The sequence below is a fragment of the Bacillus cereus group sp. MG4 genome (assembly GCF_040460055.1).
Lineage (GTDB): Bacteria > Bacillota > Bacilli > Bacillales > Bacillaceae_G > Bacillus_A > Bacillus_A wiedmannii.
Map to the genome: position 1 here is coordinate 5,024,499 of NZ_JARVGZ010000001.1, position 22,545 is coordinate 5,047,043.

The following is a 22,545-nucleotide window of genomic DNA, read 5'->3' on the forward strand; positions in this document are numbered from 1 at the left end:
ATGACGTGGGGTTATTATTTTTTTGGTAGGAGAGGGATTATGAAAAAAGTATTATTAGTTGATGGTATGGCACTATTATTTCGTGCTTTTTACGCAACAAGTGTCTACGGACAATTTATGAAACGACAAGATGGTACCCCTACAAATGGGATTCATGGTTATATGAAACATTTATTAACAGCTATGCAAGCAATTGAACCGACACATATCGTAACATGCTGGGATATGGGTAGTACGACATTTAGAACAGAATCGTTCTCGAATTATAAAGCGAATCGTGTAGCGCCGCCTGAAGAATTAATTCCGCAATTTGATTTAGTTCAAGAAATGACTGCGAAATTGTCTATTCCAGTTATCGGTATGAAAGGGTATGAAGCGGATGATTGTATAGGCACGCTTGCAAAACAATACTGTAATGAAGCGGAAGTGTATATTTTAACAGGTGATACGGATTTACTTCAGCTTGTTGATAAGAACGTTACAGTAATGCTCTTGCGCAAAGGAATTGGAAATTACGAATATTACACACCAGAGAAAATCATGGAAGAAAAAGGCGTAGAGCCGTGGCAAATCGTGCATGCGAAAGCATTCATGGGAGATACGAGCGATAATTACCCAGGTGTAAAAGGTATCGGGGAAAAAACAGCGTATAAATTGATTCAAGAGCACGGAACAGTAGCAACTGTACTAGAAAATGTAGCATCATTAACGAAAGCGCAGCGCACAAAGATTGAAAGTGATTTAGAGAACTTAAATATTTCATTACAATTGGCACAAATTCATTGTGAAGTTCCAATTTCATGTTTACTAGAAGAAGGATTACACACAATGGATGAAGAAAAACTTAGATTCGTTTGTGAAGAAATGAATTGGGGAAGACCTGAAATATTAATCAATATGCTATAAATAGTTTTGAAAGAGGGGTGTTATATAAGTCAAACTTTGACTTATATAACACCCCTCTTTTTGTTTTTACGAACAGTATCGTAGTAAATAAAATTATATCGAACTCAATTTTAAATATATAAATGTTTCGACAAAATATATTGATAGAAGTTGATGACAATAGCAACTTTTATAATGAAATGAAGCAATTTCAAAATGGTTTTAGGATGATCACATTTTTGTATGTTCACAAAGTTGTCAGAAAATAAATGAAATTTTCATATGAAGTTCAAATGGAATTCACAACAATCAATTATTATAAGGGCACACAGATAATTCCTTATCTTTTATATAGACCATCCCCCAAGGAGGACAATGAAAATGAGAAAAAAAGTGAGAAAATCTTTTAAACAATTATTAATTGAAAATAAACAATCACTATTAAATAATAAAGAAAATATGAAAGAAATTGAAGAGAGAATTGAGAAACGACATGTAGCATATAGTGCTGCTAGCAATTGATAATTTTGCTTATGAAAAAAGCTTGTAGTTTGGATACTATCCAAACTATAAGCTTTTTCTTTTTTATTACTTCCACCAAATCCAAGCCCAAAAGTAATTTCGTATATTTCGAGGAGTAACGCGTATAAAACGTTCACCGTCAAAGAAGCAATTTAAATTTGGAAGTGTTTCATTTGGATTTTCTGAAATAAAGGCGACGATGTTTTCGTTGCTTGTAACGGTTACTGTAATTGGTGGGTCGGTAGGCGAGACTTGAAGTTGTAACGAAATATTCGCCGTGTTTTTGAATTCATTATTAACAGGTGGACTTATCACTTGTACTGTGAATAACACGATAATTGTTTCATTTGGTTTCAAATTAGTAGCGACTAGGAAACCGATATTCGGATTCGCTAGTGGAGAGCGTTCGCCGTTAATAAAGACAGTGCCGTTTATGAATTGTAAACCTAGTGGAATGGTATCTTGTAATGAAACATTTGAAAGTGAAATATCAGAAGTATTTGTAATACGCACCGTATAATCAAAATATTGGTTTAAATAAGCTGAGTTGACGGAAGCGTTTTTTACTACTGTTGCAGTTATAAATTGAACTGGTATGCGTACAATATTTGAATTAACAATGAAAGTAATAATAGGGTCTTGTGGTGTCAATTGGAAAGCTGCTGTAACTGTTGCGGAATTGACAATTGTATTGTTTGAAGGGATAGAAGTGACGAGAACTTTAAATGTTATCGTTGCTACTCCATCTGCAGGTAAAGCGCCAATATTAATACCAGTGTCTGGACGAACATTTGTAACCGGAGTACCGTTAATGGTTACACTGTTTTCTATAAAATTCGTACCAGCTGGAATCGTATCTAAGACGGAAGTATTTATTGTAGGAATTGGAGAGTGATTAAATACCGCTAATGTGAATGTAATGATATCTCCTATAACGACAATAGATTTGTCTGATGTTTTCTCAATGTTAATTATTGGCTCGATTACTGTTGTTGTAACGGTATTTGTTTGTTTTGTAATTGTAATAGGCGGTTCATTCGGATCAATGGTAACAGTATAGGAAACAGAAGCATCGTTATTGATTGTAGATTGAAGAGTTGAAGAAGATATTGTTACTTGGAAAGTAATAATAGTAGATTCATTAGGAGTAAGGTTTCCTAATGTAATACCATTTTCAGGGTTTGCATTAGGTTGATTGATTCCGTTAATCGTAACGCTGCCCGTAACGAAGGCTGTATCTACTGGTACGGTGTCTATGGCAAGAAGGTCTTCAATCGTAACATTACCGCTATTTGTAATCGTAATTGTATACGTTAAAGTTTGACCAGGTAAGGCGTTCGTTACATCAACAGACTTAATAGCAAAGACATTATCATTTTGGACAGTTGTTGTGACGGTATTTGTTGTAGTTGAATTTGTAACAGGTACGTTATTTGGGTTGACTATATAATTAAAGGTAGTAATTGCGTTGTTATTGAGTTCATTTGGTGTTGGGATAGAAGTCACAGACACTTGGAATGAAGCGATAGCATTTCCGCCAACAGTTATGGTACCAATTGGTATACCACTTACTGGATTAACTCCCGGAAGAGTTTCTCCGTTTACAATGACGCTATTTTCTATAAACGTAGTACCTTGAGGAATAATATCTTGAATGACTACATCATTTGCTGCAACATTACCAGTTTGATTGAGTGTAATCGTATACGTTAACGTGTCACCGACTGTTGCAAATGCAAGGTCAACAGTTTTATTACTATTCAAAGTCGCATGATTAATTGTTGTTACGGCAGCTGATGAAATAATAGTTTCGGTAATAGGTGGTCGATTCGGTAACGTGTATTGGTATTCAATTGTACTCGTGTTAGAGATTGGATTTGTTTGCGGAATTGAAGTAACCCGTACTTGGAATAGAATAGTTGCTGTCGTATTAGGCGGAATGTTATCAAGTTGTATCCCGTTAAGTGGATTGTCATTTGGACGAGCGGTGCCATTCACAATAACACTATTCTCTATAAAGCTCGTATTTGCTGGGATGATATCTGTAACGATAATGTTTTCTACTTGTATATTCCCATTGTTTGTGATGGAAATTGTGTAAGGGATGATCGTTTGTAGGTCAGCGTATTGGATAGGCGTTGTTTTTGTTGCAATTACATTAGCAGAAATAACTTCAGTGAAGGTAATATTACTAGTCGATACTTGTTCTTCACCATTAATGGTATAACGAGAAGTGGATTGGTTTTGGATACGGCTGCTAGCTGGAAGAGATACCACGGTAACGGAAAACGTGACTGGGATAGAAGCGTTAGGAGCAATCGTTCCTACAAGTATACCAGTACTTGGATCCGCGTTAAGCTGAGGGATATTATTTACTAAAACACTACCGTCTATAAAGGTTGTTCCATCAGGGATATTGTCTGTAAATACAACAGAAGTAGCATCTGTATTTCCTATATTCGTTAAAGTTGTTGTATAAGTTAAAATGTCACCAATCGTTACAGAAGTTAAATCAACAGTTTTCAGTGAAACGATATCAGCGTCATTAATTTGAACGAAAGTAGTATTGGAAGTAGTAGATTTTTGAATTGGTGCAAAATCAGGATTGAAAATAAATTCGTAGACGATGTTTGCAGTATTAGGTGTTGGATTTACAGCAGGTAAATTCGTAACGGAAACTTGGAATGTTATTGTTGTCGATTGATCTGGTGCGATATTAGGAATGGAAAAGCCGATATTCGGATCTGCTGCAGGAAGTACAGTGTTGTTAACTATTACACTTCCTGGAATAAATACTGTTCCATCCTCTATCGTATCTGTAAAAAAGATGGAGTTAGTTGTAGTGGATCCGTTATTTTGAATGAATACTGTATATTCAATGGTTTCATCAATATTAGCTAATACTGTATTAGTGGATTTTGTAGCGATAAGAATGGCATCAATAAATTGTATATTTGTAGTATTGGAAGATGTCGTTTCTGAAATTGGTGGTAAGCTTGGGTCTGGCTGATACTCATAGTGGATGACGGCGATATTATTAACGTTATTTTGAGAAGGTGCAGAGACTACATTTACTTGGAATGTAACGATAATTGTATTGTTTGGAAGGATAATATCAAGGGTGATACCGGTAATTGGATTTTCATTAGGTCTTGGTATGCCATCTACAAGGATGCTATTTGGAACGAATGTAGTGCCAGCAGCAATTGCGTCAATTAGGAGAGTATTTGTAATAGGTACTGTACCAGCGTTTGTAACTGCGACTGTATATGTGATGATTTGACCGATACGTGTAATAGATCTGTTAGCAGATTTAATTGCACTGACATTTGCAGTCCGCACTTTCGTGTTTACTGCATTTGATAACGATCTACGCTGAATAATCGGAGAACTAGGATCAATTTGGTATTCATACGAAGTGTCTGAAATGTTAATGACTGTGTTGCCCTCTGGTATATTTGTAAGTTGTACTTGAAATGAAATAGTGACTGTTTCATTTGGTTGTATCGTGCTGAGAGTTACTCCATTTTGAGGATTTGCACCAGGCTGAATCACATTATTTATTGATAAGCTATCTTCAATGAATATAGTACCTTCTGGAATGTTATCAATGAACACCGTATTGTTAGCTGGAACGTTTCCTATATTTTGTAGTGTATTTGTGTAGGTAATAATTTGCCCGATTGATACGAAAGTTACATTCGCGCTTTTAACAGAAATAATATTTGCATTTTGAAGTGATGTTGTAACAATATTAGAATTTGCAGAGCGATTCACTGGTGGAGCTGTAGGGATACTTACATATTGGTAAGTTGCTGAAGATTGATTTATAATTTCGGTTTCAGTAGGTGGGTTATTTGTTTGTACTTGAAATAGTATCGTTTTGGAACTGTTTGTTGGAATTGTTCCAATCGGTATTCCGTTTTCAGGATTTACACCTGGCTGTAGAGCACCGTTAATTGTGACACTATCGGGAACGAATGTAGTCCCAGTTGGAATAGAATCTGTGAAAATAATATTTATTGCATCAACGTTGCCGATATTTTTCACTTCAGAAATATAAAGTATAGTTCCACCAATATCTACAGTTATTGGATTGGACGTTTTTGTAATTGTCAATTGTGCTTGCACGAAATTTGTAATGACAATATTACTTGTAGATGTTTCAGTAATAGGCGGTTGTCCTGGGTTTGGTTGAATTGTATATGTTGTATTAGATTGATTTGTAATCGATTGTTGCGAGAATGAATCGTTAATAAGAATTTGAAACGAAATAAGGTGAGTAGCGTTTGCTACTAGGTTAGGCAAAGTAACACCTGCATTTGGATTTGCACCAAGTATAGCTGTTCCGTTAAGTGTAAAACTATTTTCTACGAATGTAGTCCCTTCTGGAATCGTATCAGAAAATATGAGATTAGTAGCTGGAATATTTCCAGTATTTTCTAGTGTTATCGTGTAGGTTAAAATGTCACCAGTTGTTGCTTGTTGTGCATTGACAGCTTTTAAAGAAAGAACATTCGCATCCGAAATTTGTGTGAAAGCTGGATTAGATGTAATTGTTCGAGAGATGATAGGAGCAGTTGGATCGGCGATAAAAGTATAGTCAATACGGGCTATATTAGAAATTGGATTCACGCTTGGAATAGATTGAACGATAACTTGAAATGTGACGGTGACGATTTCTGAAGGTGCAATGGCGTTTAAGGAGATTCCTACGTTTGGATCAGCACCCGGAGCTGAAACACCATTTATGGTTACGCTATTCGGAATAAATGCAGTTCCTTCTGGGACCAAATCTGTTAAAGTAACTGTATTTGCAGTTGTATTTCCGTTATTTTGAACGACTACCGTGTAAGTGATTGTACCGTCAGTAGATTGTACGAGAGAATCTGTATTTTTAATTACAGATAGCGATGCATCAACGACAGCTGTATTTACCGTATTAGATGAAGATGTTGCGGTAACTGGAGGTTGACTTGGATCGACAATATAAGTGTAACTTGTAAGTGCTTGATTTATAATTGCTCCTTGCGGTGGAATAGAACTTGCAAGAAATTGGAACGTAATAGTAGCAGAATCACCTGGTGCGATAATACCAACTGGAATACCGAGAGTTGGACTTGCATCTGGAAGTGAAATCCCGTTAAGCGTGACACTATTTGGAACAAATAATGCCCCTTCAGGAACGCCGTTAATGAGTAATACAGAATTTGCTGGGAAGTTTCCAGTGTTTGTTAATGTTGCAGTGTACGTAATTATATCTCCAATAGATACGATTGTTCGATTTGCTTCTAAAACAGTTGTAACAGTAGCGTTATTAATTTGTGTGGAAGCACCGTTAGAATTTATAGTGCCTGTAACAGGAGGGGCTGTCGGGTCAACGATGAATGCGTATTGAATAGATGCAACGTTTGTAATTGGGTTCGAAGGTGGAGTAGATGTAACTATGACTTGGAAAGTAACAGGTAAGGAACTACCTGCGCTAACGGTTCCGATATTAACCCCGTTATTTGGATTTGCACCTGGAATGGTACTTCCATTTACAGCAAAACTATTTTCAACAAAGGTCGTTCCTGCTGGAATGAGGTCTGAGAAATTTACATTCGTAGCGTTTGTATTGCCGCTATTTTGAATTAAAACTGTATAAGTGATCGTGTCTCCTATGTTCGCAAAGGCTGTACTAGCAGTTTTTACGGCTGAAAGTATTGCTGAATTAATAGAAGTAACGAAGACGTTCGTTTCCACATTGCCAGGTTGAGGTTGTAATGCATTTCCTACGTTATATTGGAAGTTCACAAATCCTAAGTTTTGGAGTTCAGGTGTGAACGTTGTTGGGTTGCTTACAATTTGAACTTGGAATACGATTGTTACAGTTTGATTTGGAATGATCGTATTTATGCCAACACCATCAATGATAGAAGCAGATGGTAATGGAGTGCCATCAACAATAACTGATCCTGCAACAAATTGTGTCCACGATGGTATCGGGTCTGAGAAGATAACGTTATTAGCCGGAATATTTCCTGTATTCGTAATCGTAGTTGTATACGTAATCGTATCACCAATCGTTGCAAAAGCTTTATCTCCGATTTTAGTAGTAGTTAAAATAGCACTTTCAATTGTTGTTGTAACACTATTTGAAGTAATGTTTTTTGAAACAGGAGGATTAGCTGGATTGACGATATGTTGGAAACTAACGCTAGCTTGATTGGTAATTGGATTTATAGGCGGAATTTCATCGGCACTAATATGAAATGTTACGATGACAGACTGGTTTGGCGCGATATCACCAATTGGAACGCCTGTAATTAGGTCTGCATTTGGGATGGTAGTTCCGTTAAGTGTAAAACTATTCGGTTCAAAGGAAGTTCCGTCTGGAATTAGGTCGGTAAAAATAACATTTGTCGCACTAACATTTCCGCTATTTGTAATCGTAACGGAGTAGATAATATCTTGCCCGATATCTACCGTAGATACATTTGAATTTTTTTGTGCAGTAAGGATAGCGCTATTAATTTGTGTAGTCGTCGTATTAGATTGATTGGAATTTGTAAGAGATGGCTGGCTAGGATCAACAACATAATGATATGTGATAGAAGCAGAATTGGAAATTGGATTAAGTGTAGGAAGTGTAGTGACAGTTGCTTGGAATGTGACGATTGCCGCATTACCGCCAGTAATTGAACCGATATTTACACCAGTAGATAAATCCGCGTTTGGAATAATTTGACCATTAACTGTGAAACTGTTTGGAACGAAACTTAAGTTACTATCAAGAATATCGATAACGGTAACATCAGTTGCAGCTACATTCCCGGTATTAGGAAGGTTAAGTGTAAATGTTATTGTATTACCAACATCGGCAAAAGTAAGATTTACTGTTTTTGTACTAATAATAGTTGCATTGCTTATTTGAAGAAGCGTCGTGTTAGAATTAGCTGTACTTGAAACGGGAGGATTAACAGGATCAACAGTAAACTCATACGTCGTTGCTGCTGTATTTGGTGCAGGATTAATAGGTGGGATACTGTTAACCGTAACTTGAAATACGATACTATATATTTCATTTGGTGGAAGTGTTGCAAGTAATACACCTGTATTTGGGTTCGCGTCAGGTTGTAAAACACCATCAACAGTTAAGGTGTTAGGAACAAATGTGAGTCCACTTGGTAATGCATCTGTAAATACTATATTAGTTGCATCCGTATTTCCTATATTCGAAATAGAAGTAGTATAAAAAGCAGTTTGCCCAATATCTGCAAAGGAGACACTTTCATTTTTCGTCATGGATAATATAGCTTCTTTAATTAGCGTTGAAACGGGATTACTAATTGAAGTTTCTGCATCAGGCGGTGAGACTAATTGATAAGATGTTGATGAGAAATTTACAATTGGGTTTTCGGTTGGTAATGAGGTTACGTTTACTTGGAAAGAAACATTTACTGTAGACCCAGCTGTTATAGGCCCAATATTTACACCGTTTGTTGGATCCGCACCACTTTGAGGAACTCCATTAATAGAAAATGTGTTTGCAATAAATGCTGTTCCACTCGGCACGGTATCTGTGAATATAACATTTTGTGCAGATGAATTTCCGTTGTTTGTTAAGGTAACAGTATAAGTGAGTGTGTCCCCGATATGACTAAATGATTTATCAACTTGTTTAGATGAAAGAATGGTAGCTGTATTAATTGTAGTGAACACTGAGTTTGAAGTAACATTTCTTGAAACAATAGGGGCATTAGGATCAGCGATAAATGTGTAAGAAGCACTAGTGGAATTGGCAATAGGATTTTGAACAGGAGTCGAAGTAGCGATCACTTGAAATGCTATAGATATTGAGCTGTTTGGAGCAATTGCTCCAATCGTTATACCTGTATTAGGATTAAGACCAATTTGTGTGATGCCATCTATTGTAACGCTATCAGTAATAAACGTTGTACCATCTGGTATAAGGTCAGTGAACGTAATATTAGTTGCGTTTGTATTACCACTATTCGTTAAAATTGTCGTATAGGTAATGGTATCACCTAGTGTTACAAGTGTTTGATCTACCGATTTTATCATTGTTATCATAGCATCTAATACGGGGTTTGTAACAATATTCGTTGAAGTAGAAGTAGTAGCAGGAGTTCCGGTTGGATCAACAGTATAAGAATATAAAATCGTATCGTTACCCATAATCGAGCTTGAAGAGGGAACAGAAATAACATTTACTTGGAAAGTAACGGTTACGGTTTCACCTGGAGCTATATTTGGTATAGTTACCCCAAGTGCTGGTTGCGTACCAGATTGTTGAACTCCATTTATTGTGACCGAATCTGGTACGAAAGTAGTGCTAGGAGGAATGGTACTTGTAAAAGTTATATTTGTAGCAGGTGTATTTCCTGTATTCGTAATCGTAGTTGTATACGTAAGTGTATCACCGACGGAAATAATAGATTTATCAACAGTTTTTGTTGTATTTAATATTGCACTATTAATTGTTGTCGAAACAGCATTAGATACATTCGTTTGTGTTACGGCAGGTTGGCTAGGATCGACCACATGTGCAAATTGTACAGAACTAAAATTCGAAATTGGATTTATACTTGGAATGTTTGTAACAAGTACATTAAGAGTAATAACGGCCGTTCCACTTGGATTTATATTTTCAACCTGAATGCCGTTAGCTGGATTTCCAATTTGCTGTGTACCAGAATCATTTGTCAAAGTTCCGGAAATAAATGTTGTTCCTTCAGGTAAAATATCTGTGAAAATTATATTTTGTGAAGTGACATTTCCAGGGTTACTTAATGTAATTGTATAAGAAATTGTATCGCCAATCGTTGCGAAAGTTTTATCTACAGATTTGACGAGTGCAATTTCCCCAGAATTTATTTGTGTCGAAACAGAATTAGATATCGTATTTCGTGAAACAAGTGGTAAATTAGGTCCTGTCATAAATTGATAATCAATGGAAGCGCCGTTTACAACTGGTGAGTTTGGTCCTCCAGGTCCGATTGTAAAAATAGGATTTGGGATGCTAACTACTTGCACACGGAAGGTAACGTTTATGAAATCTCCTGCAATAATATCCCCAATTGGTATCCCGTTAGCTGGATTTACTCCAGGTAATAAAACCCCACCTACTCGAACGCTATCTTCTATAAATACTGTATTGTTTGGAATCGGATCTGTAAAAATGATATTAGTAGCAGTTGTGTTCCCTATATTTTCTAATAAAACAGTATACGTTAAAAAAGAATTTCCAGGTGCGACGTCAGAAAAGATACGGTCCACACTTTTCGTTGCTTGAATGATTGCTTCGTTAATTTGAAGTAACTACTCAGCTTCCTCAGACAAAAAAGCATGCTAAATACATGTTTCCAATTCGAAAACATGAAAAAAAATATGCCCATAAGAGAAAGAATCTAGATCGAATCGAGAATTTCTCTTATGAAATCGTGCAATTCCAAGGAACCGTTCCGGTTTCTATAACCTGACCTATCGCTTGTAAGACAGATTGTTTTTGTTTTTTCATGGTGCTTATAAAGCTTCGTATCTGACAAAAAGATTCTGCGCCTTTCTTACTTCGAAACGTTCCAGACACTTTCTGTTTGACTTTCGTCATTCGAATATCCCGTTCTGCTTGATTGTTATCAAATGGAATGTCTGGATGTTCTAAAAATGCTAGAATTCTGTCAGCATATTTGACGAAGCGATTCCATAAATTTTGAGCAGGCGTCTGTTTTCCTTTCTTTTTTGGTTCTGAAGAAAATACTTGTTTTTCTTTTAATATAGCTTGATAGGCAGTCGACAGATTCTCTTGCTCTGCTTTTGGCAGGAGTCCTTTGTATTGTTTTTTTAGCGTTAAGGCTTGCGTTAAAAACTCCTGCATCTGTTGTGCCCATTTTTCTCCGGTACTATCTATAATTCCTTGTAAATCTCGTAAGAGGTGGGCATTACATAATACGTGACGACAATCTGTATACGCATCATATGATTTCCAACCATCATGCATCGCGATTCCAGAAAAAGACGGCAAGATTTCTCCAGCATCCATTGCTTCTTTTCCGCGTTTTTGATGAATATGTTGCAATGTCACCTCCGGTGTACTGGCAGTATGTAACCATTGTGTTTTATTTTCTACACGCATACCGGTTTCATCAAAATGGACAACAGAAGACTGAAGGATCTGGTCTTTTACTTCTTGGAGAAAAGGCTGCAATTGAGCCGAAAAACTGTTTGTATGATTGACTAACGTTCCTTCACTGATAGAATGTCCAAAACAATCTTGAAAGAATTCTTTTGTTCTTTTTAAAGAAAGACACTGATAATGCGTTAAATAGGGGATTAGTCTTTTTATATTTGGACCATATTGAACAGGACGAGAGACAGTAGAAGGAAACTGGGATTCTTGAATAGAATGGCAATGTGGGCATTCTTTTTGTTCCACTTTATGTTCCGTCACTTCTATCTGGATAGGTGGTAAATCATACACTTGGCGAATGCGGTATCCTTTTACAGGCTCATGGTCTAAAGAAGTATAGCAACAAGTACAATAGGTAGGAGAATATGTAATTGTATGGTCTGGAGTCGCTGTCAAACCAAGAGTATGTCCTTTGTGGCCCAACTGGCCACCGGTTTGACGCTGGGATGATTTTCGCAAACTTTTTGTAATAGGCTTACGAAAACCATCTGTAGAGGGTGGTTTATGACTATTTGTAGAGTTTTTTTTTGAACGATTTTCTAATTCTTCTATACGCTCTTTTAAATTCTGTATTTGACTTTCTAATTGATGAACAAAATCGCAAATAGCTTGAGGTCCCTTTTGATAGACAGCTAGAATTTCTTGTTTTTTCAACATAAATACCACCTCCTTGTATGATATATCTAGTATTCACACAAAAAGTACATATCAGACTAGTAAATGAAAAAAGCCTCCGTGAGGAAGCTGAGTAGTTACAATTTGAACTAAAGTTGGATTACTTGTAGCTGTTTCTGTCACCGGAGGCTGGGTAGGATCAACAATGATAGAGTATGTTGTGCTAGATTGGTTCAATGTTGGATTTGTAGCTGGTATTGAGCCAACGATAGCTTGAAAGCTAATAGTTGTCGTTCCTCCAACTGGAATTGAGTCTAAAGAAATCCCGCTATCGGGCCTAAATCCAAGTTGTGGGATGGTATTAATTTGTACACTATCAGGAACGAATGAAAGTTCAGGTGGTAATATATCGATAAAAACAGGTGTGTTTGCGGTAGTATTTCCGCTATTAGTGAGGGTAGTTGTATACGTAATTGTATCTCCAACAGCAGCAAATGCACTGCTTGCAGTTTTTGTTGCGATAACGGAAGCAGTATTTACTTGTGTAAAAGTTTTATTGGATTGAACTGTTCGTGAAACAGGCGGTTCAATTATATCTACAATAAAGCTATATTGAAGTGATGATTTGTTAGGGATTGGATTAGGGTTTGGAAGTGTTGCAATGTTTACTTGAAAACTGAGTGTAATCGATGCATTTGCATTCAAGTTACCAATATTGATACCATTTTGTGGATTTGCATTCGGAACGGTTACACCGTTTATTTTAAAACTATTTGGGACAAAGGTAGTACCATTTGGAATTGTATCTGTAAATATAATGTTGTTAGCAGTAGTATTTCCTGTGTTTGTAACAACTGAGGTGAATGTAATTGTATCTCCAATTGTAGCGAAAGTTGTACTCGCATTTTTATTTATTACTAGAGTAGCATCAATAATCGGTGTAACTGTCGTGTTTGTAACGGTACTACCAACAGCTGGTGTTTCAGTTGGATTCACTGCATATTCGTAGTTTACTAGGGCGTTATTCGTTAAAGTTCCACTAGGTGGAATAGCGAGGATTTTCACTTGGAATGTAATGACAGTAGTGCCTCCTGGTGAAATATCGTCTAAATGAATACCTAATGACGGGTCTAATCCAGGTTGGGAAACATTGTTTATTGTAACGGAATTCGGGATGAAAGATGCGCCTGGTCCAAGTCCATCTGTTAAAACTGTAGCACTAGCAGGGATATTACCTGTATTTGTTACTGCAATCGTATAGGTTACGATATCTCCAATTGCAGCGGTCGTTGTGTTCACTGATTTCGTAGCGATGATTGTAGCGTTATTAATTTGAGTTGTTATTACGTTACTTAGCGCATTAGAGGACGCTGGAGGTAAGTTAGGATTTACGACATATTGGTACGTTGTATTGCTTTGGTTCGGGACTGGATTTGGACTAGGAATGGAATTTACGATTACTTGAAATGAGATTGTGGTATTGGTATTTGGATTTATTGGATCAATTGTTACACCAGTTGCTGGATTTGCATTAGGAAGTGTAGTGCCATTTACTGTTACACTATTTGGAATAAAAGACGTCCCGTTTGGAATGGCATCTGTAAATACTATATTTGATGCAAGGGTGTTCCCATTATTCGTTAAAGTAGTCGTGTACGTAATAATATCATTTACGTTAGCAAACTGTTTATCAGCAGATTTTGCAGCGGTAATCGTTGCATTATTAATCGTTGTCTGTACAGTGTTAGAGGCCACCATCTGCATTACAATTGGTTTGGATGGATCGTACGTGTATTGGAATGTAGTGCTCGATTGATTCGTAAGCGGATTTGCACTAGGAATAGTTGGTACAAAAACTTGGAATGAAACAGTACGTGATGAATTCGCTCCTATCGTACCAATAAGAATGCCGTTAGCAGGGTTTGCATTGGCTATAGGGACACCGTTAATCGTTACAGTATTAGGCAGGAAGATGGTACCAGCTGGAATGATATCTGTAAACGTTACATTAGAGGCAGGGATATTGCCGTTATTCGTTAAAATTGTAGCATACGTTATGATATCGCCAACATCAGCGAAATTTGTGCTTGTTAGTTTCGTAGCAACAATATTAGCGGTATTAATTTGTGTCGTTACTATATTGCTAGTAGCATTTCTAACAACAGCAGGTAAATTTGGATCTGCGATAAAGCTATATTGAAGTGCAGCACTATTTTGAACTGGATTTGGTGAAGGTAAACTATTTGCACTAATTTGGAAAACAATTGTTGTAATTCCGCCTGCTGGAATCGTACCAACTTGAAGACCAACACTTGGATCCGCACCTAGTTGTAAAGCGCCGCCTATAAAAGTACTATTTGGTACGAGAGCTGTGCCAGGAGGGAGTATATCAGTAACGACTACATTATTTGCTGGAGTATTTCCAGGGTTAGCTAAAGCAATTGTATATGTGATTGGTTGCCCAACATCAGCGATAGTTAAATCTACATCTTTGAAAATAATTACGTTTGCTAAATTAATTTGTGTACTTACGGTGTTACTTAAAGATGTTTCTATAGTTGGTGGATCACCCGGATTTAGAATAAAACTATACTGTGTACTAGATGAATTTATTGTTGGATTTTGTGCTGGTAAAGAGGTGACAGTTACTTGATAAGAGACGGTAAGTGAGCCGTTAGCAGCAATGGAAGGTAGTGGAACACCTATATTTGGATCTGCGTTATTTTGGAGTACACCGTTAATAAGGAAAGTGTTTGGAATAAAGGTAGTGCCATCTGGATTTGTATCTACAAAAATTGGATTATCAGCAGTAACACTTCCGGCATTCATTAAAAGAATAGTATAAGTTAATACATCTCCAACAGTAGCGAACGCTCGATCCACTGTTTTGGTTGAAATGACATTTGCATCGTTTACTTGAGTAAATGTAGTAGTTGAAGTAGTGTTCTTACTTACAGGGGAAGTGTTTGGATCAACGATAAAGTTATAGGAAATAGAAGCACTATTTGAAATAGGGTTTGGATTTGGAATGCTAGTTATTAATACTTGGAATGAAGCAGTAATTGTAGTATTAGCATTGATGCTACCAATATTGATGCTAGCTGGTGTAACACCTGGCTGAGCAACATTGTTAACTATAACACTGTCTGGCACAAAGGCAGTACCATTCGCAATTGAATCGGATAGTACTACATTGTTCGCCGCAACATTTCCATCGTTTGTAAGAGCAAAGGTATAAGTTAATACATCTCCAACTTCCGCAAATGTTTTATCTACAGACTTAGTAGCTTGAAGGTTTGCTAGTCTAATTGTTGATGTAACAGAATTAGAATTTGCTGTTTTTGAAGTTGGTGGCAGACTTGGATTTACAGTATATAGATAAGAGGCGAAAGCATTATTAATGATAGGATTTTGGGCGGTAATATTGATGACTGTTACTTGGAAAGAAAGGGTAAAAGTAGCTCCGCCAGGAATTGTGCCGATAGGTAAAGCAACGAGAGAATCTACATTTTGCAAAACTCCGTTTAGTGTTACAGTACCAGGAGTCAATATCGTTCCATTTGGAAGTGGATCTGTTAGTTGTACGTTAGTTGCAGCTGTATTTCCACTGTTTGTAATAAAAATTGTATAACTGATTGTTTCACCAATTGTAGCAAATTGTTTATTTGTTGATTTTGTTAATGTTACATTCGCATTGTTAATTTGAGTGGAAACGAGATTAGAAGAAATGTTTTTTGTAACGGGTGATTGGCTAGGATTGACGGTATATTGATAAGAAGCGCTTGATCCATTAGATACGACATTTAGCGCGGGTATTGTATTTACTACTACTTGAAAGGAAACATTTTTAGTTGTACCAGTTGGGATCGATCCAATGTTCACGCCGTTAGCGGGATTTGCTCCAACTTGTGTCGTGCCATCAATTGTTAAACTGTTTAGAACAAAAGTTGTGCCAGTAGGAATGGCATCTGTAAAAATAACATTGTTTGCATTCGTATTACCTGTACCTGTAAAGGAAACGGTGTAAGTTAATATATCCCCAATATCTGCAAAATTTTTATCTACTGCTTTCGTCATTGTGACAGTAGCATTATTCACTTGAGTGGAGACAATATTCGTCGTATCAGTCCCGCTTACTGCCGGTTGATTTGGTACAGGAATGTATTGATAAGTTGTTGTACCACTATTTAATATTGGATTTGTTTGCGGGATAGAAGGAACGAATACTTGAAATGAAACGGTAGTCGTAGAATTAGCAGCAATGGTTCCAATGGATATACCATTAGCGGGATTCGCTCCAGCTTGAGTAACTCCGTTAACAGTTACACTTCCCGGAATGAAAGTAGTCCCGCTAGGAATCGGATCCGTATATATAACATTCGTTGCAGCGATGTTTCCTATATTAGCTAAGGCAATACTGTAAGTTAACGTTTCGCCAATATCGGTAAAGGTTTTGTTAACTGATTTTGTACCATTAATATCTGCAAGATTAATTTGTGTTCCAGCAGAGTTGCTTGTTGCAAGACCATTAAAAGTCGTTCCTCCGGCAATTGGTGTATATTGAAATGTAATATTAGCAGTGTTAGAGATAGGGTTTTGACTTGGAAGAGAAACGACAGTAGCTTGGAAAGTTACTGTACGAGAAGCACCATTATTAATGGTTCCGAGAGATATACCAGCGGCCGGATTTGCGTTTGTTTGCGGGACATTATCTACTGTTACAGTGCCAGGTATAAAGGAAGTACCGTTAGGGAGAATGTCTGTAAAAATAACGTTATTGGCAGGAAGAAGTCCGGTGTTAGGGATAGTAACTGTATAAGTGAGAACGTCTCCAATTGCCGCAACACTTTTATTTACGCTTTTCGTTGCTTGTATATTTGGTGAGTTTATATTAATTTGTAAGCCGACTGTATTTAACATATATGCGTCTCCGTTAGTTGTTAAACGGATTGCGGCAGACACTTGGGAGTTTGTTAAATAAGGAGAAATATCAATGGAAGTAATGTCCCAGCCTTGTCTTCCTGCGGATATATTTGTACTTGTAGAAGCACTTTGGTTTCGCGTGCCAAATGTTCCAGTTGTATCTAAATTTCCGGCAGCATTATTCACTTGAGAACCGAAGAAATTATTTATAGCATTATTTGGCCCAGATAAAGCGTTTAATGAACTGAAATTTGGTCCAAATAAAGCTTGATCCCCAGTTAAATCAGCATCTCCTTCAGTAGAACTTAAAAATAATCTACCGCTTACAGGTCCCCCTGAAGGTGTTAAAAATCCTGAGACAGATACATCGGCACTACCAGTTTCTGCAGAAACACGGTTACCTGCTACATAAATCGTTAAGTTTCTTGCAGGTAATGTTCCATTTTGGTAAGCGACGATAAGCGTCCATCCAGCTGAATTAATTGTTCCGTTAGAAGCATCTATAGGATCTACAAGTCCGGGAACAGATCCGGTCGTATAAGAACCGCTTCCAGCAGCTTGAATGAGTGACGTTACATCTGCTGAACGTGTATAAAATCCAAATGTGACTGTTCCAGAAACGAATGTTTGATTTGAAGCTGTAACAGCTGAAGGAGTAATCGAGTATGTTGAAACAGGTGTTGTAAAAGAAACTGGGTTTCCTAATACACTCGTAATGTTTTGATCACGAGATAAATAGTTTCCACCCCAAACGAGTTCTGCGTAAAGAATAGTACTACCAGCAGGGATATTTAAAAGAGCGGTAGAACTATTTTGTGTATAGTTTAACGTTGTACCTGCAGGAAAAGTAGTTACTTGTAAAGCAGTATTCGTAGTTGCGAATGCACCAATTGCCCCGATTGTACCAGCACGGTTTTGATTGCTAATTTTACTTAAGCCTAAAGTGTTTCCTGTAATAGCGAGTGCGCCGTTAGTGGTGGTAGAAAATCGATTCGTAATGGGCATGTTGTCACCTCATTTACAATATAGTCTTGGTCAAAATAGGATATGTGCGTGATAAATAAAGGGAAACATGTACAAGTTGATTTAGTAATAATGATTTAAATGTCTAGATAAGGGGATGGAGTATGATTGAATTGGAAATTAGGGTGGAGCGTCTTAGGAAAGAAAAAACAGGGGATATTGCAGCATTATCTTCTTATATTGGATGGGATTATAACAGGGAAGAAATTATGACTATTTTTGAATCCGGTATTGTATACGGTGTGTGGAATGAGAGAAAGGAACTAATCGCTAGCGCGGCAATAATAGTATATGGGGAGAAATTAGCGTCTATCGGAATGGTCATTGTACATCCGAATTATAAGGGAAGTGGGATTGGAAAGGTGATAACGAATGCATGTATTAAGAGCGTATCGGCTCAAACTCCAATTATGCTTATTGCTACGGATGAAGGAAAGCCGTTATATGAAAAACTAGGATTTAGGGCAGTAAGCTATGTTTCTAAATACATATGTAACTCGTACAATGTGAATAATTATTGTGTAGGAAATGAAGATTATATGATGAAGTATGAAGAGTGTGATTTAGAAGAAATAATAAAATTAGATGAAAATGCGTTTGGAACAAATAGAAAAGCATTTTTAACGAAAAGAATTATACAAAGTGAACAGTGCATCGTTGTAAAGGACAACAAACAAAATGTATTAGGTTACGGTTTAAGTATACAAACATCAGAAAATAAAATAATAGGACCAGTCGTCGCGAAAAATGATGCGATGGCAATGAGGATTGTACATGATTTAGCAAGGCAGCATCATGGTAAATTAAGAATTGATGTACCAGAAGGAAAGAGAGGTTTCATGAAAGAATTAGAGATTATTGGTTTTCAAAAGGTTAATACACCACCAATAATGATGAAAAATAGCGATGAATTATTAAAAAGGAGTAATGATCTGTATAGTATTGCAGCGCAAATTTTTGGATAAAAAAGAATCCTTCTGAATGAAGGATTCTTTTTTATTAATCACGATATTGGTCGTGAGTTGGTTGAAAAAGGTCTTCCTCGACATCTCTAACCATTGAAAAATGATCAACGTTATAATGTCCATGTAGAGTTTTATTATGATGACCAATAATTTGCTCTGCAGATAATACGTTAGAATCAGTTGTGGAATGACCGTTTTTAATTAATGTAACATCAAATCCTTGTACAGTAGCTGTTCTAATTGCGGTGTCGATGCAATGTTCTGTTTTACATCCACCGATAACGATATGATTAATTTTTTCTTCTTTTAAAAGTTCAAGTAGAGAAGTGCCATAGAATGAGTTTGTTGCTGCTTTATTAATAAGGATTGCAGACTGAGGTACTTGAATTTCATTATGTACTTCAAATCCTTCTCCGCTACCAGAAGCAACATCGATATCTCTTACGAAAACAATGAGGGCATTTGCATCTATCGCTTTCTGTACGGCTGTATTTAGTGTAGATAGTAACTCGGTTTTACGAAAAACTTCTTTTTCTTGTTCATTTCCATCCATTAATTCTTGCTGCGCATCGATAATTAATAGTGCTTGTTTCATCGTGTCTCCCCTTTAATATGAAATAAGTTCCACTATACATATTCATTCATATTGCAAGGAAATCCTCTATTGTCTATGCAGTAGACGATAGATTTACAAAGTTGTCAAAGAAATTTCATTCTCATAGCGTGTAAAAACATGTATGATAGGAGATGGAGAATTTTTGAGTAGGTGGGAATAACATGCAAACAGTAGAAGATTATCTTTCATTCTTACATACGAAAGGATTTAAATTATCAGAGGAAGCACAAGGATTTATTATGTTCGGACAAGGATATACTGGTGCATCTGATGGAATTGTGAACGCGGCAATAGAAGCGACAATTAAACATCAATTACAGTTTGATGGAAGTTATTTTGTTGCGTTATTAGAACGATTGAAAGAAGAAGAAATTACAGATAAAAAAAGCGCTAAGGCTTTTATGCGGAAGTTACAAGCGTAACTTCATGCAGCCTGCGCTTCTTTTTTTGTTTTGGAAGGTAATTCAACAAAAACCATGCCTAGGAAAATACATAGGCATCCGATAATAGCAGAGACAGAAAGTTGTTCGTTTGCAACGAGAACGCCTGTTAAGGCAGCAAAAACGGGCTCCATTGCGAAAATGATTGCTACTCTCGTTGGAGACGTATGTTTTTGTGCTGATGTTTGAATAAAAAAAGCAATGGATGTCGCAAATAGGGAAGTTAGAAATAGAGCAAATAAAAAGGAAGAATTCGTCCATAGTGCCACTGAAAATAATTTTTCCCAATCTTCAAACAAAAAAGCGCAAATAGAAGAAAACATACCGACAGCTAACACTTGCGACGTGCTTAACAATAAAGGTGATATTTTCTTAGAGAAGAAGCCGTTAACAAGAATATGGGCAGCGAAAGCAACTGCACAACCAAGAACGAGTATATCTCCAATGTTTAATTGAAAAGAATCACCAGCCGTTAATAAGTATAAACCTGCTGTTGCCACAGCAATGCCCATTACGATAAAAATGGTAGCTTTTTGTTTTAAAAAGATAAAAGACAAAATGGGTACCATAACGATACTAAGCCCTGTTAAGAAACCAGTTTTTGAAGAAGTTGTATAAAGTAATCCGAATGTTTGTAATACATAGCCAATACATAAAAAGAATCCAACAATTAATCCAGCGAAGCTACTCTGTTTTATATCTTGTTTTGAAGCTTTTTTTGAGAAAATCATTTGAACGAATAATAAAATAATTCCAGCGAATAAAAAGCGAATACCATTAAAAGTAAATGGACCAACGAAAGACATAGCATTTTGAACGACAACAAACGTAGCTCCCCAAATAAAAGAGACAAATAATAACGCAAGAGGAGCAACCCAATCTTTTTTCACACTCATACCCCCGTTAATTTTGTAAGATAGCTTTTCTAGCTAATTCATCAGCAACTTTATTTTGACTACTTGGAATCCACTTAATAAAAAAGAGATCGAAACTTTTTATGTACTGTAATGCTTCCTCTAATAGTGGTGCAAACATTTTGTTTTTTGCGTATTCTTTTTCGACAGCTCGCTCGACAAGTTGCGAATCTGTACGAAAAGAGACAATGTTATAATTATGCTCCGTGCAATATTTTAATGCCGCAAGTAAAGCGTGGTATTCTGCTTCATGATTGGACATTGTCCCAAGGGGCAATGATAATTGTACAGCTGGTTGCACCCCTTTAATAAACACTCCAGCACCAGAAGGACCAGGATTTCCTTTTGATGCACCATCAATATATACTTCAATCAAAATGAGAAACCTCCAAATTGTAAGATAATCCCCTACTTATATGTTTCTTTGAAGTAGGGGATAGAGTAACTTAGCCGATTGTAATACTATAACGACATGTAAATGTTTCATTCGCTTGTAAAGATTGAATTCCTTTTTTTTCCTTGAAATCTTTTGCTGGATTTACTTCATCAGCAATGCCGTACCAAGGTTCAATACATAAGAAAGGTGCGTTCTCGCCTGGTGTCCATACGCCAACAAATGGGAAGCCATCAAATTCTACTTTTACAAATTTATTATGTTTATGAGAACGAATAGAGATTTCATCCGTATTCATATTTTCAAAAATAAGCGCATCATTTTTGAATAAATCGTATGTAAGTGGTAATTCATTCGTATTTTCAGCGATTAATTGCTTTTTACTTGAAAGGTAAGGTCCTTCTAATACGCTTGTTTCTAAGCGTTCAGAACCATTAAATGATAAATGATAATCTGTAAATGATTCGCCCTCTAATAAGGGGAAGTTGAAACCAGGATGTGCTCCGATTGAGAAGAACATCTCTTTTGAAGTAGGGTTATTTACTTCATATGTTACATGAACGATTTGTCCGTCTAGCTCATAAGAAACGAGTAATTCGAATTCGTATGGGTATTTTTTTAATGTTTCTTCATTACTAGTTACAACATAAGTGATTTTCGTTTCACTTTGTTCTTTTACAGAGAATGTAAGATCACGAGCAAAGCCGTGTTGTGTTAAAGAATATGGTTTACCATCTACGTAGTATGTATTATCTACTAATCGGCCGACAATTGGGAATAGAATTGGTGAGCGGCGCCCCCAATAAGTAGAATCGCCTTGCCATAAGTATTCAGTATTATCTTCTTTTAAGCGAACGCTTTGTAATTCTGCACCTTTGTCAGAAATGGAAACGATCACTTTTTCATTTTGAATTGTTGCGGTCATGAAGTGAAACCTCCTAAAACTTTCATATGTTTTATTATACGTTGTCCAAAAGAAAAAAGGTAGTTAATGATAGGAATCTATTGACGAAAGAGTGTGTATTGCGTAGAATATAACCTTGTTGCTTAAAAAAC

General features: G+C 36.6%; 9 protein-coding genes and 2 pseudogenes. 4 read left to right on the plus strand and 7 right to left on the minus strand.

The genetic code is table 11. The features are described 5' to 3' along the window. The first annotated feature begins 39 nt into the window (after positions 1–39). A complete protein-coding gene (locus QCI41_RS26575) occupies positions 40–906 on the plus strand; it encodes a 5'-3' exonuclease (RefSeq protein ID WP_000757060.1) in 867 nt (288 codons plus the stop codon). A gap of 360 nt (positions 907–1,266) precedes the next feature. Beyond that, on the plus strand, positions 1,267–1,407 hold the full coding sequence (locus QCI41_RS26580) for an FbpB family small basic protein (RefSeq protein ID WP_016088576.1): 141 nt from the start codon (positions 1,267–1,269) through the stop codon (positions 1,405–1,407). Between the two features lie 66 nt (positions 1,408–1,473). Here QCI41_RS26580 and QCI41_RS26585 read toward each other — a convergent pair. The 3 genes and pseudogenes from QCI41_RS26585 to QCI41_RS26595 all read right to left on the minus strand — a co-directional run. After that, positions 1,474–10,731 (minus strand): annotated as a pseudogene (locus QCI41_RS26585) (cell surface protein); the annotation flags it as partial. 112 nt (positions 10,732–10,843) lie between these two features. Then, the gene (gene tnpC, locus QCI41_RS26590; RefSeq protein WP_353836078.1) at positions 10,844–12,256 is read right to left on the minus strand and encodes an IS66 family transposase; all 1,413 of its coding nucleotides are present in this window, start codon (positions 12,254–12,256) and stop codon (positions 10,844–10,846) included. Positions 12,257–12,355: 99 nt separating this feature from the next. Further along, positions 12,356–18,142 (minus strand): annotated as a pseudogene (locus QCI41_RS26595) (DUF7507 domain-containing protein); the annotation flags it as partial. 122 nt (positions 18,143–18,264) lie between these two features. Here QCI41_RS26595 and QCI41_RS26600 point away from each other — a divergent pair. Next, complete coding sequence (locus QCI41_RS26600; protein ID WP_353836270.1) at positions 18,265–19,125, plus strand: GNAT family N-acetyltransferase; 861 nt, start codon at positions 18,265–18,267, stop codon at positions 19,123–19,125. A gap of 34 nt (positions 19,126–19,159) precedes the next feature. Here the strand turns inward: QCI41_RS26600 and QCI41_RS26605 are convergent, their stop codons facing one another. Continuing rightward, positions 19,160–19,720 carry a cysteine hydrolase family protein gene (locus tag QCI41_RS26605; protein WP_353836269.1) on the minus strand — a complete coding sequence of 187 codons (561 nt, stop codon included), beginning with the start codon at positions 19,718–19,720 and terminating at the stop codon, positions 19,160–19,162. A gap of 182 nt (positions 19,721–19,902) precedes the next feature. Between QCI41_RS26605 and QCI41_RS26610 the strand changes: the two genes are divergently transcribed. After that, entirely contained in the window at positions 19,903–20,163 is a 261-nt protein-coding gene (locus QCI41_RS26610; RefSeq protein WP_001195212.1) for a DUF6123 family protein, read from the plus strand. A 2-nt stretch (positions 20,164–20,165) separates the two neighbouring features. Here QCI41_RS26610 and QCI41_RS26615 read toward each other — a convergent pair whose 3' ends face one another. The 3 genes from QCI41_RS26615 to QCI41_RS26625 all read right to left on the minus strand — a co-directional run bounded on the left by QCI41_RS26615 (position 20,166) and on the right by QCI41_RS26625 (position 22,414). Next, positions 20,166–21,071, minus strand: a complete 906-nt coding sequence (locus QCI41_RS26615; protein WP_353836268.1) for a DMT family transporter — start codon at positions 21,069–21,071, stop codon at positions 20,166–20,168. Positions 21,072–21,084: 13 nt separating this feature from the next. Continuing rightward, positions 21,085–21,471, minus strand: coding sequence for a reverse transcriptase-like protein (locus tag QCI41_RS26620; RefSeq protein WP_000573873.1), 387 nt, complete (start codon positions 21,469–21,471; stop codon positions 21,085–21,087). Between the two features lie 70 nt (positions 21,472–21,541). Beyond that, positions 21,542–22,414, minus strand: coding sequence for an aldose 1-epimerase family protein (locus QCI41_RS26625; protein WP_353836267.1), 873 nt, complete (start codon positions 22,412–22,414; stop codon positions 21,542–21,544). Positions 22,415–22,545 lie beyond the last annotated feature (131 nt).